Source organism: Verrucosispora sioxanthis (genome assembly GCF_010560025.1).
Lineage (GTDB): Bacteria > Actinomycetota > Actinomycetes > Mycobacteriales > Micromonosporaceae > Micromonospora > Micromonospora palythoicola.
Genome location: NZ_SAIY01000002.1, coordinates 425,213 through 450,228, shown reverse-complemented (window position 1 = coordinate 450,228; position 25,016 = coordinate 425,213). Strand labels below are relative to the sequence as shown.

16 protein-coding genes are annotated in these 25,016 nt (G+C 72.4%); 15 read left to right on the top strand and 1 reads right to left on the bottom strand.

Going from position 1 to position 25,016, the window contains the following annotated elements:
• Window positions 1–241 precede the first annotated feature (241 nt).
• From ENC19_RS29940 to ENC19_RS07175, 10 genes are all read left to right on the top strand, one after another.
• Window positions 242–2,809, top strand: a complete 2,568-nt coding sequence (locus tag ENC19_RS29940; RefSeq protein WP_328824171.1) for a condensation domain-containing protein — start codon at window positions 242–244, stop codon at window positions 2,807–2,809.
• Window positions 2,698–7,299, top strand: coding sequence for a non-ribosomal peptide synthetase (locus ENC19_RS07215; protein WP_328824190.1), 4,602 nt, complete (start codon window positions 2,698–2,700; stop codon window positions 7,297–7,299). Before ENC19_RS29940 ends, ENC19_RS07215 begins: the two co-directional genes overlap by 112 nt.
• Window positions 7,296–12,791: a non-ribosomal peptide synthetase gene (locus ENC19_RS07210; protein ID WP_164446334.1), complete on the top strand. Its 5,496-nt coding sequence runs from the start codon at window positions 7,296–7,298 to the stop codon at window positions 12,789–12,791. The genes ENC19_RS07215 and ENC19_RS07210 overlap by 4 nt, the downstream gene beginning before the upstream one ends.
• Window positions 12,788–13,873: a saccharopine dehydrogenase NADP-binding domain-containing protein gene (locus ENC19_RS31305; protein ID WP_164446333.1), complete on the top strand. Its 1,086-nt coding sequence runs from the start codon at window positions 12,788–12,790 to the stop codon at window positions 13,871–13,873. Before ENC19_RS07210 ends, ENC19_RS31305 begins: the two co-directional genes overlap by 4 nt.
• Entirely contained in the window at window positions 13,870–14,931 is a 1,062-nt protein-coding gene (locus tag ENC19_RS31300; RefSeq protein WP_164446332.1) for a Gfo/Idh/MocA family oxidoreductase, read from the top strand. Before ENC19_RS31305 ends, ENC19_RS31300 begins: the two co-directional genes overlap by 4 nt.
• A complete protein-coding gene (locus ENC19_RS07195) occupies window positions 14,931–15,722 on the top strand; it encodes a thioesterase II family protein (protein WP_164446330.1) in 792 nt (263 codons plus the stop codon). The genes ENC19_RS31300 and ENC19_RS07195 overlap by 1 nt, the downstream gene beginning before the upstream one ends.
• A gap of 84 nt (window positions 15,723–15,806) precedes the next feature.
• The gene (locus ENC19_RS07190) at window positions 15,807–16,193 is read left to right on the top strand and encodes a nuclear transport factor 2 family protein (protein ID WP_164446329.1); all 387 of its coding nucleotides are present in this window, start codon (window positions 15,807–15,809) and stop codon (window positions 16,191–16,193) included.
• Window positions 16,194–16,249: 56 nt separating this feature from the next.
• A complete protein-coding gene (locus ENC19_RS07185; protein ID WP_164446328.1) occupies window positions 16,250–17,206 on the top strand; it encodes an ATP-binding cassette domain-containing protein in 957 nt (318 codons plus the stop codon).
• Entirely contained in the window at window positions 17,203–17,988 is a 786-nt protein-coding gene (locus ENC19_RS07180; RefSeq protein WP_164446327.1) for an ABC transporter permease, read from the top strand. The genes ENC19_RS07185 and ENC19_RS07180 overlap by 4 nt, the downstream gene beginning before the upstream one ends.
• A complete protein-coding gene (locus tag ENC19_RS07175; RefSeq protein ID WP_164446326.1) occupies window positions 17,985–18,737 on the top strand; it encodes an ABC transporter permease in 753 nt (250 codons plus the stop codon). The genes ENC19_RS07180 and ENC19_RS07175 overlap by 4 nt, the downstream gene beginning before the upstream one ends.
• A gap of 53 nt (window positions 18,738–18,790) precedes the next feature.
• Here ENC19_RS07175 and ENC19_RS07170 read toward each other — a convergent pair whose 3' ends face one another.
• The gene (locus tag ENC19_RS07170) at window positions 18,791–19,474 is read right to left on the bottom strand and encodes a methyltransferase domain-containing protein (protein ID WP_164446324.1); all 684 of its coding nucleotides are present in this window, start codon (window positions 19,472–19,474) and stop codon (window positions 18,791–18,793) included.
• A 51-nt stretch (window positions 19,475–19,525) separates the two neighbouring features.
• Between ENC19_RS07170 and ENC19_RS07165 the strand changes: the two genes are divergently transcribed.
• The 5 genes from ENC19_RS07165 to ENC19_RS07145 are packed head-to-tail and all read left to right on the top strand — an operon-like array spanning window position 19,526 to window position 25,013.
• Window positions 19,526–20,146 carry a pyridoxine/pyridoxamine 5'-phosphate oxidase gene (locus ENC19_RS07165; RefSeq protein ID WP_164446323.1) on the top strand — a complete coding sequence of 207 codons (621 nt, stop codon included), beginning with the start codon at window positions 19,526–19,528 and terminating at the stop codon, window positions 20,144–20,146.
• Window positions 20,143–21,363 (top strand): 3-deoxy-7-phosphoheptulonate synthase, encoded by a 1,221-nt coding sequence (locus tag ENC19_RS07160; RefSeq protein WP_309246215.1) that lies wholly within the window; start codon window positions 20,143–20,145, stop codon window positions 21,361–21,363. The genes ENC19_RS07165 and ENC19_RS07160 overlap by 4 nt, the downstream gene beginning before the upstream one ends.
• Before the next feature lie 7 nt (window positions 21,364–21,370).
• Window positions 21,371–22,048 (top strand): DUF2461 domain-containing protein, encoded by a 678-nt coding sequence (locus tag ENC19_RS07155; RefSeq protein WP_164446322.1) that lies wholly within the window; start codon window positions 21,371–21,373, stop codon window positions 22,046–22,048.
• Between the two features lie 2 nt (window positions 22,049–22,050).
• A complete protein-coding gene (locus ENC19_RS07150) occupies window positions 22,051–23,685 on the top strand; it encodes a (2,3-dihydroxybenzoyl)adenylate synthase (RefSeq protein WP_164446321.1) in 1,635 nt (544 codons plus the stop codon).
• The gene (locus ENC19_RS07145) at window positions 23,682–25,013 is read left to right on the top strand and encodes an FAD-dependent oxidoreductase (protein WP_208020825.1); all 1,332 of its coding nucleotides are present in this window, start codon (window positions 23,682–23,684) and stop codon (window positions 25,011–25,013) included. Before ENC19_RS07150 ends, ENC19_RS07145 begins: the two co-directional genes overlap by 4 nt.
• Window positions 25,014–25,016: the final 3 nt, after the last annotated feature.

Sequence of the window (25,016 nt, the reverse complement as noted above, 5' to 3'; positions counted from 1 at the left end):
CGATACCCCGAGCAGCTCGAACGAATTTTTTCCGCCATCGGATGTGCACTCCCGAGAAATATGCTATGCGCCGGCATGGTTCCTGTTCGAAACCGGTTCAGCGGCCTGCGACAAGGCGTGCGACGCCGATAACTTAGGTAATCCTTGGTGCCCGTTCGGGTACCTCGCGTGGTAGCAGACAGGCTATTCCTCGCGCTTGTTCGAGTTGAGTGGAGTGCGATCCCGTGGCACCGTGAGTCGGGTGTCGTACAGATACCACGAGGTCAATTTCAGCGATTACGCAATCGAGCTGCACGGTGTGCAATACGACGCGCGGGAGATCGAAGCTTCGGTGCGTGAGTGCGTGGCCGCCGCCGGAAACGTCTGCGCCATCCAGCCGGAGTACGGCGGGGAGCTGACGCTGATTCTGGAAACGGCCGGCGCCAGCGGACCCGAGCTGGCCCGCCGGGTCATGGGCGCAGTGGTGGATCGGCACGGACTGGCCCCCGGCACCGTCTGCCTGGTCCCCGGTGGGGAGTTGGACGGTTCGGGTCCGCCGGCCGATACGAGCGATGGCGCCGTTTCCTGGCGGCACGAGGTGCTGCGGCGGCTCCGGGCCGGCGAACTCACCGTGGCCTACCGGCACGAGGCTCGGCCCGGCGGTCGGTCCGCGTCGAGCAGCACCGGCGACTCGCCGTCCGCCGTCGTGGCCGGCGGCGGACCCGGTTCGGACGCCTCCCCGACGCAGGCCGGTCCCGGCCTGACCGCCGAGGCGATGCGCACCGACGTGGCCCGCCTGTTGGGGGTCGAACCGGCCGACATCGACCCGGACGTCGACCTGGTCGAGTTCGGCCTCGACTCGCTGCGCACGATGCAACTGGTGAACCAGTGGCGGCGCGGCGGCACCGAGCTGACCTTCGCGGAGCTGGTCGAGAGGCCGGTACTCAACCGATGGTGGGAACTGCTCGCGGCCGCCGGGCCCGCAGCGGAGTCCGGATCGGCCGAGCCAGCCGACGGCGACCCGGTCGACGAGACCGAGCCGTTCCCGTTGACCCCGGTGCAGCACGCCTACTGGATCGGCCGCCGGGACGACCAGGTCCTCGGCGGGGTCGGCTGCCACTTCTACGTCGAGTTCGACGGCGGCGCAGCCGTCGGTACCGGGCCTGTCGACCCGGACCGGCTGGCGGAAGCGGTGCGCGCCCTGCTGCGCCGGCACGGCCTGCTGCGGGCCCGGTTCCTCGACGACGGCACCCAGCAGATCCAGCGCGAACCGGCCTGGCTCGGTCTGCTGGTGCACGACCTGCGTACCGCCGGTGCGGCCGAGGTCGACGCGGCGCTGGCCGCGGAGCGGGACCAACTGGCGCACCGGCGCCTCGCGGTCGAACTGGGCGAGGTGTTCGACCTGCGCCTCAGCCTGCTGCCCGGCGGGCGCCACCGGCTGCATCTGAACTTCGACCTGCTCGTCGCCGACGTCCTGAGCATCCAGATCATCCTGGCCGACCTGACCCGTCTCTACCGCGCCGGCCCGCAGGCGGACCTGCCGCCGCTGCCGTACGGCTTCCCCACGTACCTGGCGCACCAGGAGAGCCGGCGCCGGCCGGCCCGTGAGCGGGACCGGGAGTACTGGCGCAAGCGCCTGCCCGACCTGCCGGACGGTCCGCAACTGCCGCTCGCCGTCGAGCCGGCGCTGGTCGAGACGACCCGGTTCCAGCGACGCGACCACCTGCTGGATCCGGCCGCGCGGGGGCGGCTGGAGCAGCTGGCCCGGCAGCACGGGGTCACCCTGCCGATGGTTCTCGCCACCGCCTACGCCGAGGTGCTCGGCGCCTGGAGCGCCGAGCAGCGGTTCCTGCTCAATCTGCCGCTCTTCGACCGGGAGGTCGTCGACCCCCACGTGGCGTGGATCGTCGCCGACTTCACCAACCTGCTCCCGATCGAGGTCGACCTGCGCGAGTCCAGCTCGTTCCGGCAACGGGTACGCGGACTTCAGGAGCAGCTGCGAGCCGGGATCGGACACAGCTCGTACACCGGCGTCGAGGTGCTCCGGGATCTCGCGCGTACCCGAACCGACGACCGCATTCCGGCGCCGGTCGTCTTCACCAGCGCGATCGGCATGGGCGACCTGGTGGGCGAGGACGTGCAACGGACCTTCGGCCGGCTCGGCTGGATGCTGTCGCAGACTCCGCAGGCCTGGCTGGACCACCAGGTGACCGAGCGCGACGGTGGCCTGTACCTGGTGTGGGACGCGGTGGCCGAGCTCTTCCCGCCCGGCGTACTCGACGACATGTTCGCCGGCTACCTGCGGTTGCTGGACTGGCTGGCCCGCGACGAGTGGGACGGACCGGTCCCCGCGCTTCTCCCCGCGGCGCAGTCGGCGGTGCGTGACACGGCGAACGCCACCGACGGGAGGGTGCCGGACCGCCCGCTGCACGTGGACTTCTTCGACCGGGCGACGACCGACCCGGGTCGGGCCGCGCTGATCGCGGCGGACCACGTGGTCAGCTACGGCGAGCTGGCCGACCGCGCGCTGCGGATCGCCGCTGCCCTGCGTGACCGGGGCATCGGGCGGGGCGACGTGGTGGGAGTGACCCTGCCGAAGAGCCCGGAGCAGATCGCGGCGGTGTTCGGCGTGCTGGCCGTCGGGGCGGCGTACCTGCCGGCCGGGCCGGAGCAGCCGCCGGCCGCCGGGCCCGGATGCTGCGGCGGGCGTCGGTACGGGTGGTGCTCACCGACGGCGACGTCGCCGGTTGGCCGGACGAGATCGAGCTGGTGCCGGTCGCGACGACGGCGGCCCGGGAACCCCTCGCCGGCTGCGTCCCGGTGCCGGTGACCGACCCGGCGTACGTGATCTTCACGTCCGGCTCGACCGGCGAGCCCAAGGGGGTGGAGATCACCCACATCGCGGCCCGGAACACCATCGACGATGTCAACGAGCGGTTCGGCGTGGACCGGAGTGACCGAGTGCTCGCCGTGTCGGCGCTCGACTTCGACCTGTCGGTGTACGACATCTTCGGACTGCTCTCGGTCGGCGGGGCCATGGTGCTGGTGGCGGAGGACGAGCGGCGGGACGCGTACCGCTGGGTCGAGCTGTGCCGCACCCACCGGGTGACCGTCTGGAACACCGTCCCCGCGCTGCTGGACATGCTGCTGCTGGCCGCCGGCGACCCCGACGGGCCGGCCCGGACGTTGCCGGAGCTGCGCCTGGTGCTGGTCTCGGGCGACTGGATCGGTCTCGACCTGCCGGGACGCGCCGTCACCGCCACCGGTGACTGCCGGTTCGTCGCCCTCGGCGGCGCCACCGAGGCGGCGATCTGGTCGAACCACGTCGAGGTGGCCGAGGTGCCCGCCCACTGGCCGAGCGTTCCCTACGGCCGGCCGCTGCGGAACCAGCGGTACCGGGTCGTCGACGCCCAGGGTCGGGACCGGCCCGACTGGGTTCCCGGCGAGCTGTGGATCGGCGGCCTGGGGGTCGCCACCGGCTACCGGGGGGATCCGGAGGCGACCGGGCGCTCCTTCGTGACCGTTGCCGGCACCCGCTGGTACCGCACCGGTGACCTGGGCCGGTACTGGCCCGACGGCACGCTCGAGTTCCTCGGCCGGACCGACCACCAGGTTAAGATCCGCGGCCACCGGATCGAGCTGGGCGAGGTCGAGGCCGCGCTGCTGGCCCATCCGGCGGTGGCCGCCGCCGTGGTGCTCGCGGTCGGCGAGCCGACCCGCCTGGCCGCGACGATCGTCCCGCGTCCGGAGGCCGCGGCGGACGGCGCCGAAGAGGGTTGGCCGTCCGCGAGCGAGGAGGGGCTGCTCGCCTTCCTCCGGGAGCGGCTTCCCGCCCACTCGGTCCCGGCCAGCGTCACCAGCGTCACCGAACTGCCGTTGACCAGCAACGGAAAGGTGGACCGTCGGGCTCTCGCGGCCCGGGTCGAGGATGCCTGGGCGCCGGTACCGGCGGAACCGCCCCGGCGCGGAATCGAGGAGACGGTAGCCGGGATCTGGGCGGAACTGCTCGGCACGCCCGCCGTGAGCCGGTGGGACAACTTCTTCTCGCTCGGCGGGGACAGCCTGCTCGCCACCCGGATGATCTCCAAGCTGCACGCTGCGGGCTTCGCCGACGCCGAACTCGGCCGGCTCTTCCACACCGCGGAGCTGGCCAGCTTCGCCGCCGACCTCCGGCACGGCGGCCCGCAGCGGCCGATGCCGACGTTGCGGCCCGATCCGGAGCACCGGCACGACCCCTTCCCGCCGACCGACGTGCAGCGGGCCTACTGGGTCGGCCGTACGGACACGTTCGCCCTCGGCGGTGTCGGCTGCCATTTCTACACCGAGTACGACGGCGCCGGGATCGACCTGGACCGGCTCACCGACGCCTGGAACCGGGTCATCGAGCGGCACGAGATGCTCCGGGCGGTCTTCCTGCCCAGCGGCGAGCAACGGATTCTCCCCAGCGTGCCGAGGTTCGAGATCCCGGTCGTCGAGGTCGGGCCCGGCGACGCCGAGGAGGTGCTCGCGCGGCAGCGGGACGCGATGTCGCACCAGGTCCTCGACGCCGGCCGCTGGCCGCTGTTCGACGTCCGGGCGGTGCGCTACGGCGACCGGACCCGGCTGGCGGTGAGCATCGACAGCATCCTCATCGACGCGCTCAGCGCGATGATCCTGATGCGTGAGGTGGACACCTTCTACCGCCGGCCCGACGCCGAGCTGCCGCCGGTCGGCGTCTCGTTCCGCGACTACGTGCTCACCGCCGGGCCGGACGAGACCAGCCGGACCGAGTCCGAGTCGTACTGGGCGGGCCGGGTCGACGACCTGCCCGAGGGACCGGCCCTGCCGCTGGCCCGGGATCCCGCCACCGTCCAGCGGCCCCGCTTCCTCCGCCGGGAGCAGCAGCTTCCGGAGTCGCGGTGGCGCCGGCTGCGGGAGCTGGCGCAGCGGTACGGGCTGACCGGCTCGACCCTGCTGGCCACCGCCTTCGCCGAGGTACTCGGCGCCTGGAGCGCCCGGAGCGACCTCACCGTCAACGTGACCCTCTTCGACCGTCGGGACGTGCACCCGGACATCGATGCCGTGCTCGGTGACTTCACCTCGTTGCTGCTCGTGGGCTACCAGCCCGAACCGGGCGAGAGCTGGCTCGACGCCGCCCGCCGGATGCAGCGGAGGATGGGCGAGGACCTGGCGCACAGCGACGTCTCGGCGGTGTGGGTGATGCGGGAGTTGGCCCGGCGCCGGGGGAACCTCGACGTCAGCATGCCGGTGGTCTTCACCAGCACGCTCGGGGTCACCGACGATGTCGTGGTCGAGCCCTCGTTCGCCGAACGGGTCTGGGGAATCTCGCAGACCCCGCAGGTCTGGCTGGACCACCAGGTGGTGGAGCGGGCCGGCGGCCTGCTGCTGGTCTGGGACGCGGTCGAGGAGCTGTTCCCCGCCGGCGTTCTCGACGCGATGTTCTCGGCGTACATGCGGCTGCTGGAGTGGCTCGCCGAGGGCCGCTGGGAGGTGCCGGTGCCGGCGCTGCTCCCACCCGAGCAGCGGATCGTGCGGGCCGACGTGAACGCGACGGCTGGACCGGTACCCGACGGGTTGCTGCACACCGCGTTCTTCCGGCGGGCCGCCGAGGCCCCGGAGCGGGTCGCGCTGCTCGGCGCGGGTGGTGAGCTTTCCTACGGCGAACTGGCCGGACAAGCGCTGCGGGTGGCCGGTGCGCTGCTCGGGCACGGTGTCCGCGCTGGTGACCCGGTCGGGATCACGCTGCCCAAGGGGCCGGAGCAGGTGGTCGCGGTCCTCGGCGTACTGGCCGCCGGGGCGGTGTACGTGCCGTGCGGGGTGGAGCAGCCGGCACTGCGCCGGGATCGGATCTTCGCCGACGCCGGGGTGCGCCTGGTCCTCACCGACACCGCCGCCCGGGACTGGCCGGAGACCGTGCGGGCGCTGCCACTCACCGACGCGGTCCGGGCCACCGCGACGGCCGGTCCGGTGCCGCTGGACCCGGACTCCCCGGCGTACGTGATCTTCACCTCCGGCTCGACCGGCCAGCCGAAGGGTGTGGAACTCACCCACCGCGCGGCCGGGAACACCGTCGACGATGTCAACGAGCGGTTCGGGGTACGCGAGACCGATCGGGTCCTCGCCGTCTCGGCGCTCGACTTCGACCTGTCGGTGTACGACATCTTCGGACCGCTCGCCGCCGGTGGTGCCGTGGTGCTCCCCGCCGAACGGGAGCGACGGGAACCCCAGGCCTGGCTGCGACTGTGCCGCGAGCACCGGGTGACGCTGTGGAACAGCGTCCCGGCGCTGCTGGACATGCTGCTGGTGGCGCTCTCCGGCGACGCACCAGCCCCGGCACCGGGGCTGCGGCTGGTTCTGGTCTCCGGCGACTGGGTGGGGGTGGACCTGCCGGGCCGGGTGGCGGCGACGTTCGACGGCTGCCGGTTCGTGGCGCTCGGCGGTGCCACCGAGGCCGCCATCTGGTCCAACGCCATCGAGGTCACCGAGGTGCCGCAGACGTGGACCGCCGTCCCGTACGGCCTGCCGCTGCGCAATCAGCGGTACCGGGTGGTCGACGACCGGGGCCGGGACTGCCCCGACTGGGTCCCGGGGGAACTGTGGATCGGGGGCACCGGAGTGGCCACCGGGTACCGCAACGACCCGGAACGCACCCGGGAACGTTTCGTCGACTACGCCGGAGAGCGCTGGTACCGCACCGGAGATCTGGGCCGCTACTGGCCCGACGGCACGCTCGAGTTCCTCGGTCGGACCGACCACCAGGTGAAGGTTCGTGGGCACCGGATCGAACTGGGCGAGGTGACCGCGGCGTTGGCCGCCTACCCCGCGCTGAGCGCGGCCGCCGCCGTCGCGGTCGGCCGGCCGCCCCGGCTGGTCGCCTTCGGCGTACCCGAGGCCGGTCGCGGCGACGAGGACCTCGCCGGTCTTGAGGAGTTCGTCGCCGCTCGGCTGCCGAGCTACGCGGTGCCCGGCGTCTGCCTCCTGCTCGACGAGCTGCCGCTGACGGCCAACGGCAAGGTCGACCGGTCCGCTCTGGAGAAGCTGGCCGAGGAGGACGGTGCCCCGGTCGAGCCCGGCGAGCCGCCTCGGGGCCCGGTCGAGGAGGCGGTCGCCGCGATCTGGGCCAGCCTGCTGGACCTGCCCGGCGTGGGCCGGGAGGAGAACTTCATCGCCCTCGGCGGGGACAGTCAACTCGCCGCCCGGCTCGCCGCCGCGCTGCGCGATCGGTTCGGGGTGGACATTCCGTTGCGGCAGCTTTTCGCCGCTCCCACCGTCGCCGGGACGGCACGGCTGATCGATGGTTTTGAGGAAGGCGCGCTATGACCCGCTCGACGACCACACCGACGCCCGCCGAGCTGATCGCCGACCTGCGCGATCTCGGCATGCAGCTCTGGGCGGACGACGGCCAGCTCCGCTTCCGGGCGCCCAGGGGGGTCCTCACCCCGGAGCGTCGGGAACAGCTCACCGCCAACCGGGAGGCCGTGCTGGCGTGCCTGGACGCGGAGACCGCCACCGTGACACCCGATCCGGAGCACCAGCACGATCCGTTCCCGCTCACCGACGTGCAGTTGGCGTACCTGCTCGGCCGGCGGGACGCCTTCGACTACGGCGACGTGCCCTGCCAGGTCTACGCCGAGATGGAGTATCAGTCGCTCGATCCGGCGCGGCTGGAGGAGGCGTGGAACCTGTTGGTGCGCCGCCACGGCATGCTGCGCGCCAGCTTCGACCTCGACGGGTACCAGCAGGTACGGCCGGAGGTGCCCCGGTACCGGATCGCGGTGACCGACCTGCGGGGCGCCGCAGCCGGTGAGGTGAGTTCCGCTCTGCTCGCCACCCGGGACGAGCTGGACCACCGGGCGTACGACCCGCGCCAGTGGCCGCTGTTCGAGCTGCGACTGACCCGTACCGACGATCGAACCATCCTGCACGTGTCGGTGGACTTCCTGATCGCCGACTACCTGAGCATCCAGGTGCTCCTCGACGAGCTGCACCAGGCGTACGACGGAGTGGAGCTGCCGGAGCTGGAGATCACCTTCCGGGACTACCTGCTCGCCGAGCGCGGCAGTCGGGAGGGGAGCCGGTACGAGCGGGACCGGGCCTACTGGCTGGACCGCCTGCCTGAGCTACCGGGGGCGCCGGAGCTGCCGGTCCGGCAGCGCGGCGACGCCGATCCTGCCGGCCGGCCGGATCAGCGGACACCGGGCCGGTTCCGTCGGCTGTCGACCACCGTTGCCGCGCAGCGCTGGACGGCACTGCAGCGGGCGGCCCGGGAGCAGCGGCTCACCCCCTCGACCGTGGTGCTCGCGGCGGTCGCCGAGGTGATCGGCCGGTGGAGCAGCAACCCCCGGTTCTGTCTCAACCTGACCCTGCTCAACCGGGAGCCGGTGCATCCGCAGATCGGGCGGCTGGTCGGTGACTTCACCACGGTCAGCCTCCTGGCGGTGGAGACCGCGCCGGAGCACGGCTTCGCCGAGCGGGCCCGCGCGGTACAGGACCGGCTCTGGGTGGACATGGACCATCGTCAGTTCAGTGGCGTGTCGGTGATGCGGGAACTGGCCCGCGAACGCGGCCGGTCGGCGGCGCTGATGCCGGTCGTCTTCACCAGTACCCTCGGCCTCGGCGAGGAGTCCGAATCGGAATCCGAGACCGGGTTGAGCGGCCGGGTCGGCTACGGCCGCAGCCAGACCCCCCAGGTCTGGATCGACGCCCAGGCCCTGGTCGAGCGGGGTGCGTTGACCGTCCGGTGGGACGTCCGCGAGGGGATCTTCCCCGATGGCGTGGTCGACGACATGTTCGGCGAGCTTTCCGCGTTGCTGCACCGGCTCGCCACCGAACCGGAGGCCTGGCAGCTGCCATCCCCGGTCGACCTGCCGTCTACGCAGCACCGGTCCAGGGCCGCCGCCAACGACACCGCCGGGCCACTGCCCGAGGGGCTGCTGACCGACGACGTGGTCGCGGCGGCCCGGCGGTACCCGGACCGGGTCGCGGTGGCCGGACCCGGCGGCGAAATGACCTACCGGGAGCTGCTCGGTCGGGCCTCGGCAGTGGCTGCCGCGCTCCGGTCCGACGGCTGTCAGCCGGGGGAGATCGTGGCCCTGGCGATGGAGAAGGGCTGGGAGCAGGTGGTGGGGGTGCTCGGCGTGCTGCTCGCCGGCGGCGCCTACCTGCCCCTGGACGCCGCCCAACCGCCGGCCCGGCGGGACCGGATCCTCGCCGACGCCGGGGTCCGGCGGGTGCTGGGCCAGTCCTGGTCGCCGACGCCGCCACCGCCGGGCACGCTCTTCGTCGACTCTGTCGACCCCGGCCCGGCTGACGTCCCGAATCCCGGCCGCCACCCGGACGACCTGGCCTACGTGATCTACACCTCGGGCTCCACCGGTACGCCGAAGGGCGTGATGATCTCGCACCGGGCGGCGTTGAACACCGTCCACGATGTCAACCGCCGCTTCGCCGTCACCGCCGACGACCGGGTGCTCGCCCTCGCGGGGCTCGGCTTCGACCTCTCGGTGTACGACCTCTTCGGACTTCTCGGCCTCGGCGGACAACTGGTGCTGCCGGCGGCCGACCGCCGGGGCGACCCGGCGCACTGGGCGGAGCTGCTCGCCGAACACCGGGTGACCGTCTGGAACTCGGTACCCGCGCAGCTGCAGCTACTCGCTGACTACCTGGCGGTGGAGCCCCGGGCGGACCTCGACGCGTTGCGGCTCGCCCTGCTCAGCGGGGACTGGATTCCGGTCGGCCTTCCCGACCGGGCCCGGGAGCTGCTGCCCGGACTGCGCATGGTCAGCCTCGGTGGTGCGACCGAGGCGGCGATCTGGTCGATCTTCCACCCGATCGACGAGGTGGACCCGGGCTGGCGGAGCATCCCGTACGGCCGGCCCCTGACCAACCAGAGCTTCCACGTCCTGGACCGTTGGCAGCGTCCCAGCCCGGATCACGTCCCGGGCGAGCTGCACATCGGCGGGGCGGGCCTGGCCCTGGGCTACCTCGGCGACCCGGAGCGGACCGACGAGCGGTTCGTCGACCATCCGCAGCACGGCCGGCTCTACCGCACGGGAGACGTCGGGACCTACCACCCCGACGGGACGCTGGAGTTCCTCGGCCGGCAGGACCGCCAGGTCAAGATCAGGGGACACCGGATCGAGCTGGCCGAGGTCGAGGCGGCGCTGGCCACCGCCGAAGGGGTCGCGGCGGCGCATGTGCTGGTGGACGGGACGGAGGCGATGCGTCGACGGCTCGTCGCCTTCGTGCAGACCGCGGCCGGAGTCGCGGACCGGGCGGACGACGAGCGGCACCGGCTGCTCGCCGCCGCGGCCACCTCTGGCGACGCGACCACCGACGACGTCGACGCGGCCGAGCTGGCCGAGTTCATGCGACGACTGGACCGCGCGGGTCTGCTCGGGATGCTGCGCGCGCTCACGGAGCGGGGACTCTTCCGCTCGCCGGAGGAGACCCACGACACGGCGGAGATTCTCGACCGGACCGAGACCGCACCCCGGCACCACCGGCTGGTCCGGCGCTGGCTCAACGCCCTGGTCCGGGCCGGGTTGCTGACCGAACGCGACGGCCGGTACGCCGCCTGCCGCCGGATCGGTGCCGACGATCTGAAGGACGCCTGGGCGGCCGTGGACGAGTTGCAGCGGGAGGACCAGTACCCGGCGAAGCTGATCGACTACTTCCGGACCAGCACCGAGTCGCTGCCGCGACTGCTGCGCGACGAACTGGACCCGCTGCCGCTGCTCTTCCCCGAGGGGCGGCTCGACATCTCCTACGCCGCCTACCGCGACAACGTGATCAGCCGATACGTCAACCACGCGGTCGTGGGCCTGCTCCGCGAGCTGACCGAGAGCCGGCCGGAGACGCTGCGGGTGCTGGAGGTCGGAGCCGGCGTGGGCGGCACCAGCACCGTGCTGATCCCGGCTCTCGCCGACGCCGGTGTGGACTACCTCTTCACCGACGTGTCCCAGTTCTTCCTCACCGAGGCGCAGCAGCGCTTCGGTGACCGGGCGTCGTACGGGCTGCTGGACATCAACACCGACCCGAGGGCCCAGGGTTACCTGCCGAACAGCTTCGACGTCGTGCTCTGCGCCAACGTGCTGCACAACTCCCGGGACGCGGCGGTGGTGCTGGGTCGGCTCCGTGAGCTGCTCGCTCCCGGTGGGTGGCTGGTCTTCATCGAGACCACCCGGGAGAACGTGCAGATCATGACGTCGATGGAGTTCATGATGCCGGAGAAGGACCCGGCCAAATGGGACTACGACGACCTGCGGCGAGGCCGGGACCAGACCTTCCTGGACGTGGCGCAGTGGCGGGGACTGCTCACCGACGCCGGCGCGGACCTACTGCTCGACCTGCCCGGTGCCGGCGACGTGACCGAACCGCTCGGCCAACACGTCTTCGCCGCCCGGTTCAAGGCGGACCGGGCGGACGTCCGCCCGGCCGACCTGCTGCGCCACTGCGCCGAGCGGGTACCCGAGTACATGCTCCCCGCGCAGGTGCAGGTCGTCGACGCGCTGCCGCTGACCGGCAACGGCAAGGTCGACCCGGCGGCACTGGCCGGCTGGGTGGTCCGGGACGGCACCGCCGCCCAGCCGGTGGACGCCGCCCCTTCCGATGAGTTGGAACAGCGGATCGCCGCGGTCTGGGCGGACCTGCTCCAGGTGCCCCGGGTCGGCCGGGAGCAGGACTTCTATCAGCTGGGTGGAGATTCCCTGCTGACCGCGCGGCTGGCCGGCCGGCTCCGGGAGGAGGTGCCCGAGGCGGGTGAGGTTCCCTACGACACCCTGCTCCGGGTGGTCCTCAACCGGCCCACGGTGGCCGCCCTCGCCGAACACCTGCGGGCCGGGCAGCACCGGGTCGACGATCCGAGCGCTCCGGCGGAGCCGAGCTCTCCCCTGCTGCCGCTGGTCGACGCGCCCGGTGACGAGGTGCGGGTGCTGGTGCACGACGGGGTCGGGACGCTGGCCGCGTACCGGAGCCTGGTGCCCTTGCTGGGCGACTCCGGACCGGTGGTCGGTCTGGCGGTGACCGGCGACGATCCGTACCAGAGCGAGGATCCGGCCGGGCTGGTCGAGCGCCGGGCCGGCGATTACACCCGCAGACTGCTGGAGACCGGCGCGGCCCGGTTCCACGTGGTCGGCTACTGCATGGGCGGCCTGCTCGCGCTGGAGGTCGCCCGGCAACTCACCGAGTCCGGCGCCACGGTAGCCAGCCTGACCATCATCAGCAGCTACAGCCTGCCGCACACAATCGAGGACGAGCTGGTGCTGGAGTATGTCTTCGCCCGGCTGCTCGACCTGGACACCGAGGCGTTGGGTTACCCGGATGACGAGGCGACCGCCCGTGCCTTCCAGGAGGTCCTGGCGCGTACCCCCGGCCGGGTCCCGGCTGGGGCGCTGGACGGGCTGACCGGTGACCCGGCCCTGACCGGGGCCGCGGCGAAGTTCGCGGCGCTGCGGCAGACGCCTCAGCCGGGCCGACTGGCCGCCGTGGAGCGGCTGTTGGCCGGTCAGTCCGAGGCCGCGACCGGCCCGGTGGAACTGGGCGGTCTCTACGACCTCTACCGGCACAGCATGAGCGCGGTGACCCGGCACGAGGCCACGCCGTACGCCGGGGACATCACGTTCCTGCGGGAGCGGGAGGACACCGGGTTCCTGCCCTGGCTGCGGCGGGACATGACCGACTACTGGCGGGACGTCTGTCTGGGCGACCTCTCCGTGGTGGATGTCCCCGGCGACCACTTCTCCTGCCTGCGGCCACCGCACGTCCGGCGGGTCGCCGACGTGTTGGCCGAGGTACACCGGGAGGCGCGGTGACGAGCCCGGTGGTCGGAGTGCTCGGCTGCTACGGCGCGGTCGGGTCGGCGGTGGTCGAGCTGCTGGCGTCGGCGGATGTCCGGCTGCGGATCGGCGGCCGGCGGCCCGGGCCGCTGACCGAGGTCGCCCGGGAGACCGGCGTACCCCGGGAGGCCACCGCCCTCGTGGACGCCGCCGACCGGCACCGCCTCGCCGAGTTCGCGGCCGGCTGCGCGGTCGTCGTCGACTGCACCGCCCCGGCGTACCGGGCCGAGGCCGGCGTGGTGCGGGCGGCGGTGGCCGCCGGGGCCGACTACGTCGGTGCGGCCGGCGAACACCGGTACCCCGGCCTGCCCACCGGCCGCCGCGTCGTGGTCGGCGCGGGGATGACGCCGGGGTTGACCTTCGTGCTGCCCCGGGCGCTGGCCGCTGCGGGATTCGACCGGCTCGACCGGCTGACCGCGTACTCCGGCGGGCGCGACCGGTTCACTCCCGGCGCCGCCCGGGACTACGTGGCCGGGATGGTCGAGGGGGCCGGTCGGTCGCTGGCCGCGTGGCGGGAAGGTCGCCGGGTGCCGGGTGCCCTGACCCCGCTGGACCGGGTCGAGCTGCCGTACTTTCCGGGCCGGGTCACCGCGCATCCGTTCCTCAGCACCGAGGCCGAGCGGCTGGCGGCCACGCTCGGGCTCGCCGAGGTGCGCTGGTACCACGTCTTCGACGGGGAGCAGGCGCTGCGGGCACTGAGCACCGTGGACCCCGCCCAGATCGACCCGGCCGCGGACCGACTGGTGCGGGCGGCCGAGTTGGAGACCTTCGGCAGGTCGACGTACCAGCTCATCGTCCTGCAACTCGACGGGGCCGCGCAGGGTCGCCCGGTGACCCGGACGCTGGCGCTGCGGGCGGCGGACAGCTACCGGTTGACCGCGGAGGCGGCGGTGCTCACCGTCCGGGCGGTGCTCGCCGGCGAGGTGCCGCCCGGTTCGCACCACGCGGGCGAGGTGCTCGATCCGGCCCGGGTGATGCAGCGGTTGGCGGCCGCGCCGAGCGTACGCCAGCTGGAGCTTGTCGACCGGCCGGCGATGGTCGAGGAGGGGGCGCTGTGACCGGGAACGTGGTGGTCTGCGGGACCGGCTTCGGCCGGGTCTACCTGCGGGCCCTGGAACGTGCCGAGCCGTCGCTGCGGTTGGCCGGTGTGCTGGCCCGTGGCAGCGCACGCTCGGTGGCCTGCGCCGAGCGGTCCGGGGTGCCGCTCTACACCGATCCGGACGATCTCCCCCCGGAGGTCGACCTCGCGGTGGTCGCGGTCTACGCCGGGGTGAACGGCGGTGCCGGCACCGAACTCGCGCAGCGGCTGATGGGGCGCGGCATCCATGTCCTCCAGGAGGGGCCGGTGCATCAGGACGAGCTGACCGCCGCCCTGCGTACCGCCCGCCGGGCCGGGGTGATGTACCAGGTCAGCACCCACTACGTGGAGGTGGAGCCGGTCCGGCGGTTCATCGCCGTGACCCGGGCGCTCGCCGACAAGCAGCCGCTGCTCCATCTCGACGCGACCTGTGGGCTCCAGGTCTTCTATCACCTGTTCGACATCCTGCGGCTGGCGCTGGGCGGGCTCCGTCCGTGGTCGTTCGCGGAGTCGGTGCCGTCGGCTGGCGGGTTCGCCACCCTGGTCGGTGAGGTGCACGGGGTGCCGGTGACCCTGCGGGTGCAGAACCAGCTGCACCTGAGGGATCCGGACAACCACGCCCACCTGTTGCACCGAATCAGTGTCGGCGCCTCGGGCGGGAACCTGACCCTCCTGAACACCCACGGCCCGCTCATCTGGAGCCCGCGTCCGCACTTCCCGGAGCAGGGACAGGCCGGCAGTCGGCTGGACGAGAGTCCGGGTGAGCACCTGGACTATCCCAGTGCCAGCCCGCTCGGGCCGGCCGAGGCACCCAGCTACCGGAGCATCGTGGGGGAGCTGTGGCCGGCGGCGGCCGGCCGGGCGTTGGCCGGGTTGCACCGCGCGGCCCGGGACGGTGCCGACCCGCTCCCGATCGGGCAGCCCCAACTCGCCGTCGCCGGAGCCTGGCGGGACGCGAGCCGCCGTCTCGGCCCGCCGGAGTCGCTCGACGGGCCCGCACCGCGACCGCTGTCCGTGAAGGAGGTCGAAGTCCCGTGATGATCACAACTGGTCAGCGCTGGTTGCGCCGGCTCACCACCGCGGACGCGCCGGGTGGGCGGCCGCGGGTACGACTGGTGGCGCTTCCCCATGCCGGCGGGGCCGCGAGCTTTTACCATAGATGGGCACGGCTGCTGCCGAGGGATGTGGAGCTCATGGCGGTCCAGTACCCGGGCCGGCAGGACCGCGCCGACGAGCCGTGCGCGGTGACCATGCCGGAACTGGCCGACCCGATCGCGGCTGCGCTCGCGTCGATGGCCGGGCCGACCATGGCCGTCTTCGGACACAGCATGGGTGCGGCGGTCGCCGTCGAGGTCACCCGACGGCTGGAGGAGCGGATCGGGCGTCCCCTGCTGCGGCTCTTCGTCTCCGGCCGCCCCGCTCCGCATCGGCAGCGTCCCACCGCCGTCCACTCCGGTGGTGACGAGGCGCTCCTGGCGGACCTGCGCCGGCTCGGCGGGACCGACGAGTCCCTGCTCGCTCAGCCGGGGATGCGGGAGATGGTGTTGCCGAGCCTGCGCGCCGACTACCGGTTGATCGAGCGGTACCGGCCCGCCACGGCGGCACCGCTGCGGACCGCGATCACCGCGATCTGCGGCGACCGTGATCCGGAGGTGAGCCCCGAGGAGGCGGCGGCCTGGCGGGAGCAGACCAGTGGCGACTTCCGCGCCCAGGTGATCGACGGTGACCACTTCTACGTCACCAAACGGCCGGTCGCGGCGGTCCGGGCGGTCCTGGCGGACGTGCGACCACGCTTTCCACTGGCGACGGCGTGGCCGTCGACACCGTGATCAACTCAGATCAAAACGGCTCATTGGGTTTCGCCAGCAACTTTCGGTGAAATAGACCAGGAAACACTATCGAAAGGATAAATCATGACAACGATCACTCAGGATCTGGAGAAGGAACTCTTCGCCCTGGAGCAGGAGGGGTGGCGGGCGATCTCGTCGGCCAACGGCGACTTCTATCGCCAACTGGTCACCGAGCAGACCCTCGTGGTGGAGCACGACGGGATCTCCACCGGTGACGACCTGGTCGCCGAGATCGACGGGAACACCTCGCCGTTCACCGGCTTCACCCTCGACGAGCAGCGGATCGTGCCGGTCAGTGACGACACCGCCGTGATCACCTATCGGGCGATCGCCGAGGTGAGCGGCCGAGGCACCTTCCGGCTCTACATGTCCAGCCTCTGGCAGCGCCAGGCGGACGGCTGGAAGCTGCTGTTCCACCAGCAGACGCCGATGTCCAACCAGGAGAGCTGAGACCAACGACGGTGCCGGCCCCCGCGCTGGCCGGCGGCCCCGGAGAGGACGAAGCGGTGACACAACCCGGCATCGAGGTCGAACACCTCCGCAAGGAGTTCGGCGACAAGGTCGCCGTGGCGGACATCTCCTTCACGGTGCCCGGCGGAACCCTGCTCGGCCTGCTCGGCTCGAACGGAGCCGGCAAGACCACGGTCATCAACTGCCTCACCACGCTTGTCGAGCCGGACGGCGGCCGGGCGGCCGTCGCCGGCCACGACGTGGTGGCACAGCCCCGGCAGGTCCGCGAGTCGATCGCCCTGACCGGCCAGTTCGCCGCCCTCGACGAGGTGCTGAGCGGACGGGAGAACCTCGTCCTGTTCGGCCGCCTGCTCCGGCTCGGCCGGACCGGGGCCCGCCAGCGCGCCGAGGAACTCCTCGACCGGTTTCACCTGACCGAGGCGGCCGACAAGCCGGTCAAGAGCTACTCGGGAGGGATGCGCCGTCGCCTGGACCTGGCCGCCAGTCTGGTGGTCGAGCGGCCGGTGCTCTTCCTCGACGAGCCCACCACCGGGCTCGACCCGCGTAGCCGGGAGGAGATGTGGCAGCTCATCCGCCAGCTCCGCGACGGTGGCAGCACGGTCCTGCTGACCTCTCAGTACCTCGAAGAGATCGACCGGCTGGCCGATCGGGTGGTGGTGCTGGACGACGGGCAGGTGATCGCCGAGGGGACCACCGACGAACTCAAGGAGCGGGTCGGCGGCCAGGTGTGCGAGATCGAGGTCCCCGTTCCCGAGAAGGAGGCTGCCGCCGCCGCACTCCGTTCCGGTCTGGGCGAGGTCGCCGAGCGGGGCGGCGCGCTCGTCGTGCCGGCGCCTCGTGCCCGGACGCTGGCCGACGTGGTCCGGCTGCTGGAGGAGGCGGGTATCGAGGCCGAGAACGTGGCCCTGCGCAAACCCACGATGGACGAGGTCTTCTTCGCCTTCACCTCGGACGGGACGCAGCGGCCGAACGCGGAGAGGTCCGGGGTATGACGGCGGCGACCGGCACCGAGCACGGCATCGGAAACCTGGCCGCCCAGGGCTCCGCACTCGCCGGCCGGAACCTGCGGCAGCGGGCCAACGCCGAGATGCTTGTCGTGTTCGGCGTGTTCCCGGTGATCTTCGTCTTCGGGTTCCTGCTGCTCTTCGGCCGGCTCTTCGCCGAGCGTGGGCTGGACTACGCCCAGTTCCTGCCGCCGGCGATCGTCGCGCAGTGGATGTTCACGGTGGCGAACACGTCGGGCGCCGCCTCCGCCGCCGACCGGGCCTCGGGGATGCTCACCCGATGCCTGTCGATGCCGGTCAACCGGGCGGCGGTGGTGGTCGGCCGGCTCGCCTCGGACGCGGTCTGGGCGGTACTCGCGGTGGTGGTGATCAGTGCCACCGGGTACGTCGCGGGGTTCCGGTTCCAGGGTGGAGCCCTGGCCGTACTCGGCTTCGTGCTGCTCGCGGTGGCGTTCGCGTTGACCCTGACCGCGGCGACGACCGCGGTGGGCCTCTCCTCGACCGATCCGGAGGCCGTGGCGGCGACGCTCAACCTGCCGTACCTGGCCCTGATCATGCTCTCCACCGCGTTCGTGCCGGCCGACGCCTTCCCCGGTTGGCTGGAGCCGGTGATCAGGTACTCCCCGGTCTCGGTGGTCATCGAGGCCCTGCGGTCGCTCGCCTCGACGACGCCGTCCTGGGGCAAGGTCTGGCCGGCGGTCGCCTGGCTGGCGGGGCTGCTGGTGATCTTCTCGTGGGCCGCCGCGCGCGCATTCAGGAGGGCTCGATGAGTGTCGGGTACGAAGCGTCGGTCCTGGCCGGACGGAACCTGCGCCGGTTCCTGCGCAGCCCACGGCTGCTCGGTGACGCCATCACCTTTCCGCTGATCCTGCTGGTGTTGCTGCTGGTGATGTTCGGCGAGGTGGTCGGTGGGGCGACCGACGAGCCGTACATCGCGCGGCTGGCCCCGGGGATCGTGCTGTTCAGCGTCGCCTACAGCTGCGTGGGCACGGCCGTCGGTTTCCACGCCGACGTGCACGGCGGGTTCCAGGGGCGGCTGCGGACCATGCCGATCGCTCGGATGTCCCCACTGCTCGGCCGGATAGCCGGCGACGTGGTCAAGTTCGTGCTGGTCACCGTGGTGACCGTCGCGGTGGGCTACCTCCTCGGGTTCCGGTTCGAACAGGGCGTTGCGGCGGCTGTCGGCTTCCTGCTGGTGGTGCTGCTGTTCGCGCTGATCTTTCTCTGGTTGGCCCTGGTGGTGGCCCTGACCGCCCGCAGCGCGGAGGCGGCGGCGAGTGCCCTGAACGCGCCGGTCACCCTGCTCCTGCTGGTCTCCACCTGCCTGGTGCCGTTGTCGGCCTTCCCGGGGTGGGCCCAGCCGGTGATCCGGGCCAATCCGTTGAGCTGCGCGCACGCCGCGCTGGTCGGTCTCTCCTCGGGAGGGCCGGTCCTGGTGCCGGTGCTGCAGACCCTGGCCTGGGTGCTCGGTGCCACGCTGCTGCTGGGTCCGTTGGCGCTGCGGCTCAGCCGGCGATGACCGCCGACCGCGCCGAGCCACCCGTGCGGACGGGTGGCTCAGCGCCGGCGGTCTCACGAGTGGAGCAGCTCGATCAGCTCGTACCGCAGTTCGCCGTCCGGGTACTCGCCGACGGCACACCGGCGGGTCACCGGCCGCCAGCCGTGTTCGGCGGCGATCCGGCCGAGCATCGCCGGATCACCCAGGTCGGCGAAGCCGAGCATCACCCGGCCGCCGGGGGCCAGGTGCCGCCCGACGGTACCCAGAAACGCCGTGTGGGCCGCGTACCCCGGGTCGAAGAAGGCCCGGTCCAGCTGGTCGTCCGGCGACTCACCGGGGGAGGTACCGACGAAGTTGGAGTTCCAGAAGATCAGGTCGAAGCGTTCGTCCTCGGCCAGCGGTTGGAACATGTCGCCGCACCGCGCGGTCACCCGGTCGGCCACGCCGTGTCGCTCGGCGTTGCGCCGGGTGTTCTCCACGGCCGCGGCACTGATGTCGAGCGCGGTGACCGACGCGCAGCCGCGCTGCGCGGCGATGACGGAGAGATAGCCGGTACCGCAGCCCATTTCACAGAACGATCCGCCGGTGGGGTAACTGAGCCATTCGGCGTACAGGGCGGCGGAGGGGGTCAGGTGTGGCGCGTAGACCCCGGGAAGGAGATCCCATTCCTGCCCCAGCAGTTCGAAGGTCTGGGGCTCGACGATGTCCTGATGCCGGTCCCGCAGGCGCAGGACCAGGTCTTGATTCCGGGAATCCAAGTATCTGCCCCCTTTCCGGTACCGGGAGCATAAACACAGGAGGACGGTACGGTGCGAGTCGAACGGCGAGTACCCAGGCAACAGGCGGAGAATCCCCAGTGGATCGGAGCCGACCCGCTGCGACGGTTCCAGGACTGGCGCGCGGATTGGGTCGCCCGATGTCCCACCGACCCGGCAGCCGTGGTGCTGGCCACGGTCGGGCCGGATGGACGCCCCACGGCACGGTACGTCGACCTGGCCTACGTCGACACCGGCTTCGTCTTCTTCACCAGCTACCGCAGCCGAAAGGCGACCGATCTCGCCGTCTCCCCGTACGCCGAACTCTGCTTCGGCTGGCTGGAGACATCCCGGCAGGTCCGGGTCAACGGGCCGGTGGAGCGGCTGGACCCGCTGGCCAGCGACGAGTACTACACCCGGCTTCCCCGGCCGGTGCAACTGCTGGCCTGGTCGACCGACCAACGGTCGGTGCTCGACGAGTCGCTGACCGACCGGATCGTGGCCACCGAGCGGCGCTTCGCGGGGCAGGAGATACCTCGGCCCACGCAGTGGGGCGGGCTACGGCTGCTACCGGAGCAGATCGAGTTCTGGCAGGGCGGCCCGGCCGGTGCGCCGGATCGGCTGCGGTACCGGCACACCGGGGACGGCTGGGCCGGCGAACGGATCGCGCCGTGACCGGATCCCTCGTCGAGCCGGAGGCGCTGCAACAGCCGCAGTGGCCGGATCCGGCGGTGGTGGCGAACGTCCGGGAGATCCTCGCCAGCCGGTCCGGCCTGGTCCCCGAAGCGGAGTGCGAGATCCTCGCCGCCCGGCTCGACCGGGCGGCCCGGGGCGAGGCGTTGGTGTTGCAGGCCGGCGACTGCGCGGAACGGTTCACCGAGGCCGCCCCGGAGCCGATCGCCGCCCGGCTGAACCAGTTGACCAGTCTCGCCGCGCTGCTGCACCGAGGCTCCGGGCTGCCGGTGGTGCCGGTCGGGCGGATCGCCGGTCAGTACGCGAAACCACGTTCGTCGGCGTGGGAGCGGCTGCCCGACGGTACGGTGCTGCCCGCGTACCGGGGGGACCTGGTCAACCGGCCGGAGGCGAACCGGGTGGCCCGTACCCCGGATCCGAACCGGATGCTGACCGGGTACGACTGCGCCGCAGTCGTGCTGCGCCAGCTCCGGCGACGGGCCGTGCCCGACGTGGAGTGGCCGGACCCGGCCGGTGCCGTGGGTCAGATGTCCGCCCCGGTCTTCACCTCGCACGAAGCGCTGCTACGCGACTACGAGACCGCGCTGGAGCGACCCGGAAGGGCCGGTCGGTACGCCTCCTCCGGGCATCTGCTGTGGATCGGCGACCGGACCCGGGCACCGCACGGCTGGCACGTGCGCTGGGCGGCGGAGCTGAGCAACCCGGTCGGTGTCAAGATCGGACCTTCCATCACCGCCGCCGAGGCGGTCCGACTGAGCCGGGTACTGAACCCGCAGGGTCGACCCGGCAAGGTGTCGTTCATCGTCCGGCTCGGCTCACAGCGGATCCGGCGCATCCTGCCGGAGGTGGTGCTGGCGGTCCGCCGGCACGGGGTACCGGTGGTGTGGCTGTGCGACCCGATGCACGGCAACACGTACCGGCTGCGTACCGGCGGGAAGACCCGGCCGGTGGAGGCGATCCACGACGAGGTGACCGCCTTCGTCCGGATCCTCGCCGCCCACCGGCTGCACCCGGCCGGGCTGCACCTGGAGGTGACCCCGGAAGACGTGACCGAGTGCGTCGCCGCACCGGCCGACACGCCGGTGTCACCGGCGCGGGTCGCGCAGCCCCGGTACACAAGCGCCTGCGACCCGCGGCTCAACCGGAAACAGGCAAACGAACTCGTGGCCCATTTCGCGGGCCTGACCCGACGGAGGTGAACCAGCGATGAGCAGACGACAGCAGGGCAGCGCGGACGTCAAGACGTTCGACGGCTTCCCGGCCGAGGCGTTCCGCTTCTACCAGGACCTGGAGAAGCACAACACCCGCGACCACTGGCACCGGCACAAGGACACGTACGACTCGTGCGTTCGTGAGCCGATGGAGGCGCTCGCCGCCGAACTCGGAGAGAAGTACGGCGCGGTCAAGGTGTGGCGACCGCAGCGCGACGTCCGGTTCGCGAAGGACAAGTCGCCGTACAAGACGTACCAAGGACTGACCGCCGGCTCGGCCGACAGCGTCGGTTACTACCTGCAGCTCGACGCCGAAGGGCTGCGGCTGGGCGGCGGTTACCACGGCCTCTCCTCCGAACAGGTCGAGCGCTACCGCGAGGCGGTTGACGACGGCCGCTCCGGCGCCGCGTTGCAGCGGATCGTCGACGAACTCACCGCCGACGACTGGAACCTGATCGGGGAACGGCTCAAGACCAAACCGCGCGACTGCCCGGCCGATCATCCCCGGGTGGAGCTGCTGCGGTACCGGTCGCTGGCCGCCGACCGGGTGCACCGGGTGTCGGACGGGATCGACGGCGAGGCAGCGGTACGCCTCGTCCGGGACGGCTGGGACGCGCTGGGACCGCTTGTCGACTGGCTGGACCGGCACGTCTCCACGACCGGGGGGAGCTGAACATGCTGGCCGGGTGCGTACCTTGGCCGCCGGAGTTCGCCCGGCGGTACACCGAGCGGGGCTACTGGCGGCCGGAGCCGCTCGGCACCAGGCTGCGGACCCTGGCCAGGGCCGACGCCGACCGGGTCGCACTTGTCGAGCCGGCCCGCCGGATGACCTACGGGGAGCTGGACCGGCGGGCCGACCGGCTGGCCGCGGGCCTGCGCCGGGCCGGCCTGTCCCCCGGGGACCGGGTCGTGATCCAACTGCCCAACGTGATCGATTTCGTGACGCTGTGCCATGCCCTGTTCCGGCTTGGCGCGCTCCCGGTCTTCGCGCTGCCCGCCCACCGGGAGAGCGAACTCGCCCACCTCTGCGCCATGAGTGACGCGACCGCGCTGGTGATTCCGGACAACTACCTCGGCTTCGACCACCGCGAACTCGCCCGTCGGGTGACCGGGCCGGAGCACGTCTTCGTCGTGGGTGAGCCGGCGGAGTTCGTGGCCCTCGACACGGTGGACGCCGAGCCCGAGCCGCTGCCCGCCCCGGATCCGGCGGACGTGGCGCTCTTCCTGCTCTCCGGCGGGACGACCGGCCTGCCGAAGCTGATTCCCCGAACCCACCAGGACTACGGCTACAACCTTCGGATCAGCGCCGAGAACGCCGGCCTGACCGCCGCCGACAGCTACCTGGCGGTGCTGCCGATCGGGCACAACTACGCGCTGGCCTGCCCGGGCGTGCTCGGTACCCTGCACGTCGGCGGTCGGGTGGTGCTCGCTCCGACGCCGAGCGTCGAGGATGTCTTCCCGCTGATCGAGCGGGAGCGGGTGACGGTGACCGGGCTGGTCCCGCCGCTGGCCCTGCTCTGGCTGGAGATGGCCGGGATCGCGGGGGCGGATCTGTCCAGCCTGCGGCTGGTCCAGGTGGGCGGCGCGAAGTTCGGTGCCGACGCCGCCCGGCGGTTCGGCCCGGCCCTCGGCTGCAAGGTGCAGCAGTCGTTCGGCATGGCCGAAGGGCTGCTCTGCCAGACCGCCCTGGACGATCCGCCGGAGACCGTGGCCACCACCCAGGGCCGGCCGCTCTCTCCCGACGACGAGATCCGGGTCGTCGACGCCAGCGGTGCCGCGGTGCCCGACGGCGAGGTGGGGGAGCTGCTCACCCGGGGGCCGTACACCCCGCGCGGCTACTACCGGGCGGAGGAACACAACGCCAGCGCCTTCACCTCCGACGGGTTCTTCCGCACCGGCGACCTGGTCCGGCTGCTGCCCAGCGGGCACCTGGTGGTGGAGGGCCGGGTGAAGGACCAGATCAACCGGGGTGGCGACAAGGTGGCCGCGGACGAGGTGGAGGACCATCTGCTGGCTCATCCGGCCGTGCGGGAGTGCGCCGTGGTCGCCATGCCGGACCCGCTGATCGGCGAGCGGACCTGCGCCTTCGTGGTGCCAGGACCACGTGGTGCGGCGCCCGGCCTGGCGGAGATGGTGGCGTTCCTGCGGGACCGAGGGCTGGCGGCGTACAAGCTGCCGGACCGGTTGGAGGTGGTCGAGTCGTTTCCGCATACCGCGGTGGGCAAGGTGGACAAACGGCGGCTGCGGGAGCGGATCCGCGAACTCACCGGCGCGCAGCCCGGCTCCACCAGCGCGGAGCGTGGCCGATGATCGTGGTAGGCGCCGGTCCGACCGGCCTCACGGCCGCCCTGGCGCTGCGGGCGGCGGGTCTGCCGGCCACGGTGCTGGAAGCGGAGCCGGTGGACCGTGTCCGCCCGGGCAGCCGCGCCCTGTTCGTGCACAACCGGACGTTGCGGCTGCTCGCCGGGCTCAACCCGGAACTCGCCGAGGAGATCGCCCACCGGGCCGTGGTCTGGCCGACCCGCGAGACCTACTACCGGGGGCGGTTGGTCTACTCCCGTAGCTATCCGCCGCACTCCGGCGGGCTGCCCCCGTTCGCCAGCCTGCGTCAGGTGGAGACGGAACGCCTGCTCCTGGCGGCCTGCGAGCGGGCCGGGGTCCGGTTCGAGTGGGGCACCGGGGTGACCACGGTCTCGACCGGGCCGGAGGCGGTCACGCTGGAAACCGGGGACGGTCGGCGGTGGAGCAGCGGGTACGTCATCGCCGCCGACGGTGCCCGCTCGGCGGTCCGCCGCTCGCTCGGGGTGCGGCTGCACGGCCCCCGACCGCGCGGCTTCCACGTCGTCGTCGACCTGGCCGAAGATCCGAACCGGCCGATGCCGCCGCGCCGGATCTTCCGCTACGAACATCCGGCCCTCGACGGTCGTACCGTGCTTCAGGTGCCCTTCGCCGGCGGCTGGCAGATCGACCTCCAGTGCCGCGACACCGACGCCCCGGAGACCTTCGACAGCGTCGAGGCGGCGCGGCGCTGGCTGCCCGCCGTGGTGCCGGAGCGGTACCGGGATCGGATCCTGTGGGTCGCCCGGTACCAGTTTCACCAGGTGGTGGCCGACCGGCTCACCGACGGGCACCACCGGGTGCTGCTCGCGGGGGAGGCGGCGCACCTGTTCCCACCGTTCGGCGCCCGCGGGATGAACAGCGGGATAGCCGACGCCGTCGCTGCGGCCGAGGCGGTCGCGGCGGCGGACGCCGATCCGACGGCGGTGCCCAGGTACGCCGCGCGACGCACGCGGCGGCCCGCTACAACCGGGACGCGGCCGGGGCCGCGCTGCGTCACCTGCGGCCGGGGCGGGCGATGCGGATCCGGCAGCGCTGCTGCGCCACCCTGGCACCGGTGGTCCCGGCGCTCGGCCGGTGGCTGGAGACGGCGCCCTACGGACCTCGTCAGGGCCCGTCCGCCGAGAGCAAGTACTGACCGAGGGTGGAAAGAGCAGCCCCGGACGCGCAGCTCGCGCCCTTCGCACCACCTCGTCGGGCAGTTACGGCTCGTTACCGCGGGCAGGGCGAGCCAGCTCCGCACCCCACGAGGTGCAGGCGGCGTCCGGCGCACTAGCATTGCTGCGTTCTGCGGCGGCTGAAAC

Bases quoted from the DNA above. Each gene is read 5' to 3' on its own strand.
- ENC19_RS07210 (WP_164446334.1), top strand. From the start codon at position 7,296: ATGACCCGCTCGACGACCACACCGACGCCCGCCGAGCTGATCGCCGAC.
- ENC19_RS07195 (WP_164446330.1), top strand. From the start codon at position 14,931: ATGATCACAACTGGTCAGCGCTGGTTGCGCCGGCTCACCACCGCGGAC.
- ENC19_RS07190 (WP_164446329.1), top strand. From the start codon at position 15,807: ATGACAACGATCACTCAGGATCTGGAGAAGGAACTCTTCGCCCTGGAG.
- ENC19_RS07180 (WP_164446327.1), top strand. From the start codon at position 17,203: ATGACGGCGGCGACCGGCACCGAGCACGGCATCGGAAACCTGGCCGCC.
- ENC19_RS07175 (WP_164446326.1), top strand. From the start codon at position 17,985: ATGAGTGTCGGGTACGAAGCGTCGGTCCTGGCCGGACGGAACCTGCGC.
- ENC19_RS07155 (WP_164446322.1), top strand. From the start codon at position 21,371: ATGAGCAGACGACAGCAGGGCAGCGCGGACGTCAAGACGTTCGACGGC.
- ENC19_RS07150 (WP_164446321.1), top strand. From the start codon at position 22,051: ATGCTGGCCGGGTGCGTACCTTGGCCGCCGGAGTTCGCCCGGCGGTAC.
- ENC19_RS07145 (WP_208020825.1), top strand. From the start codon at position 23,682: ATGATCGTGGTAGGCGCCGGTCCGACCGGCCTCACGGCCGCCCTGGCG.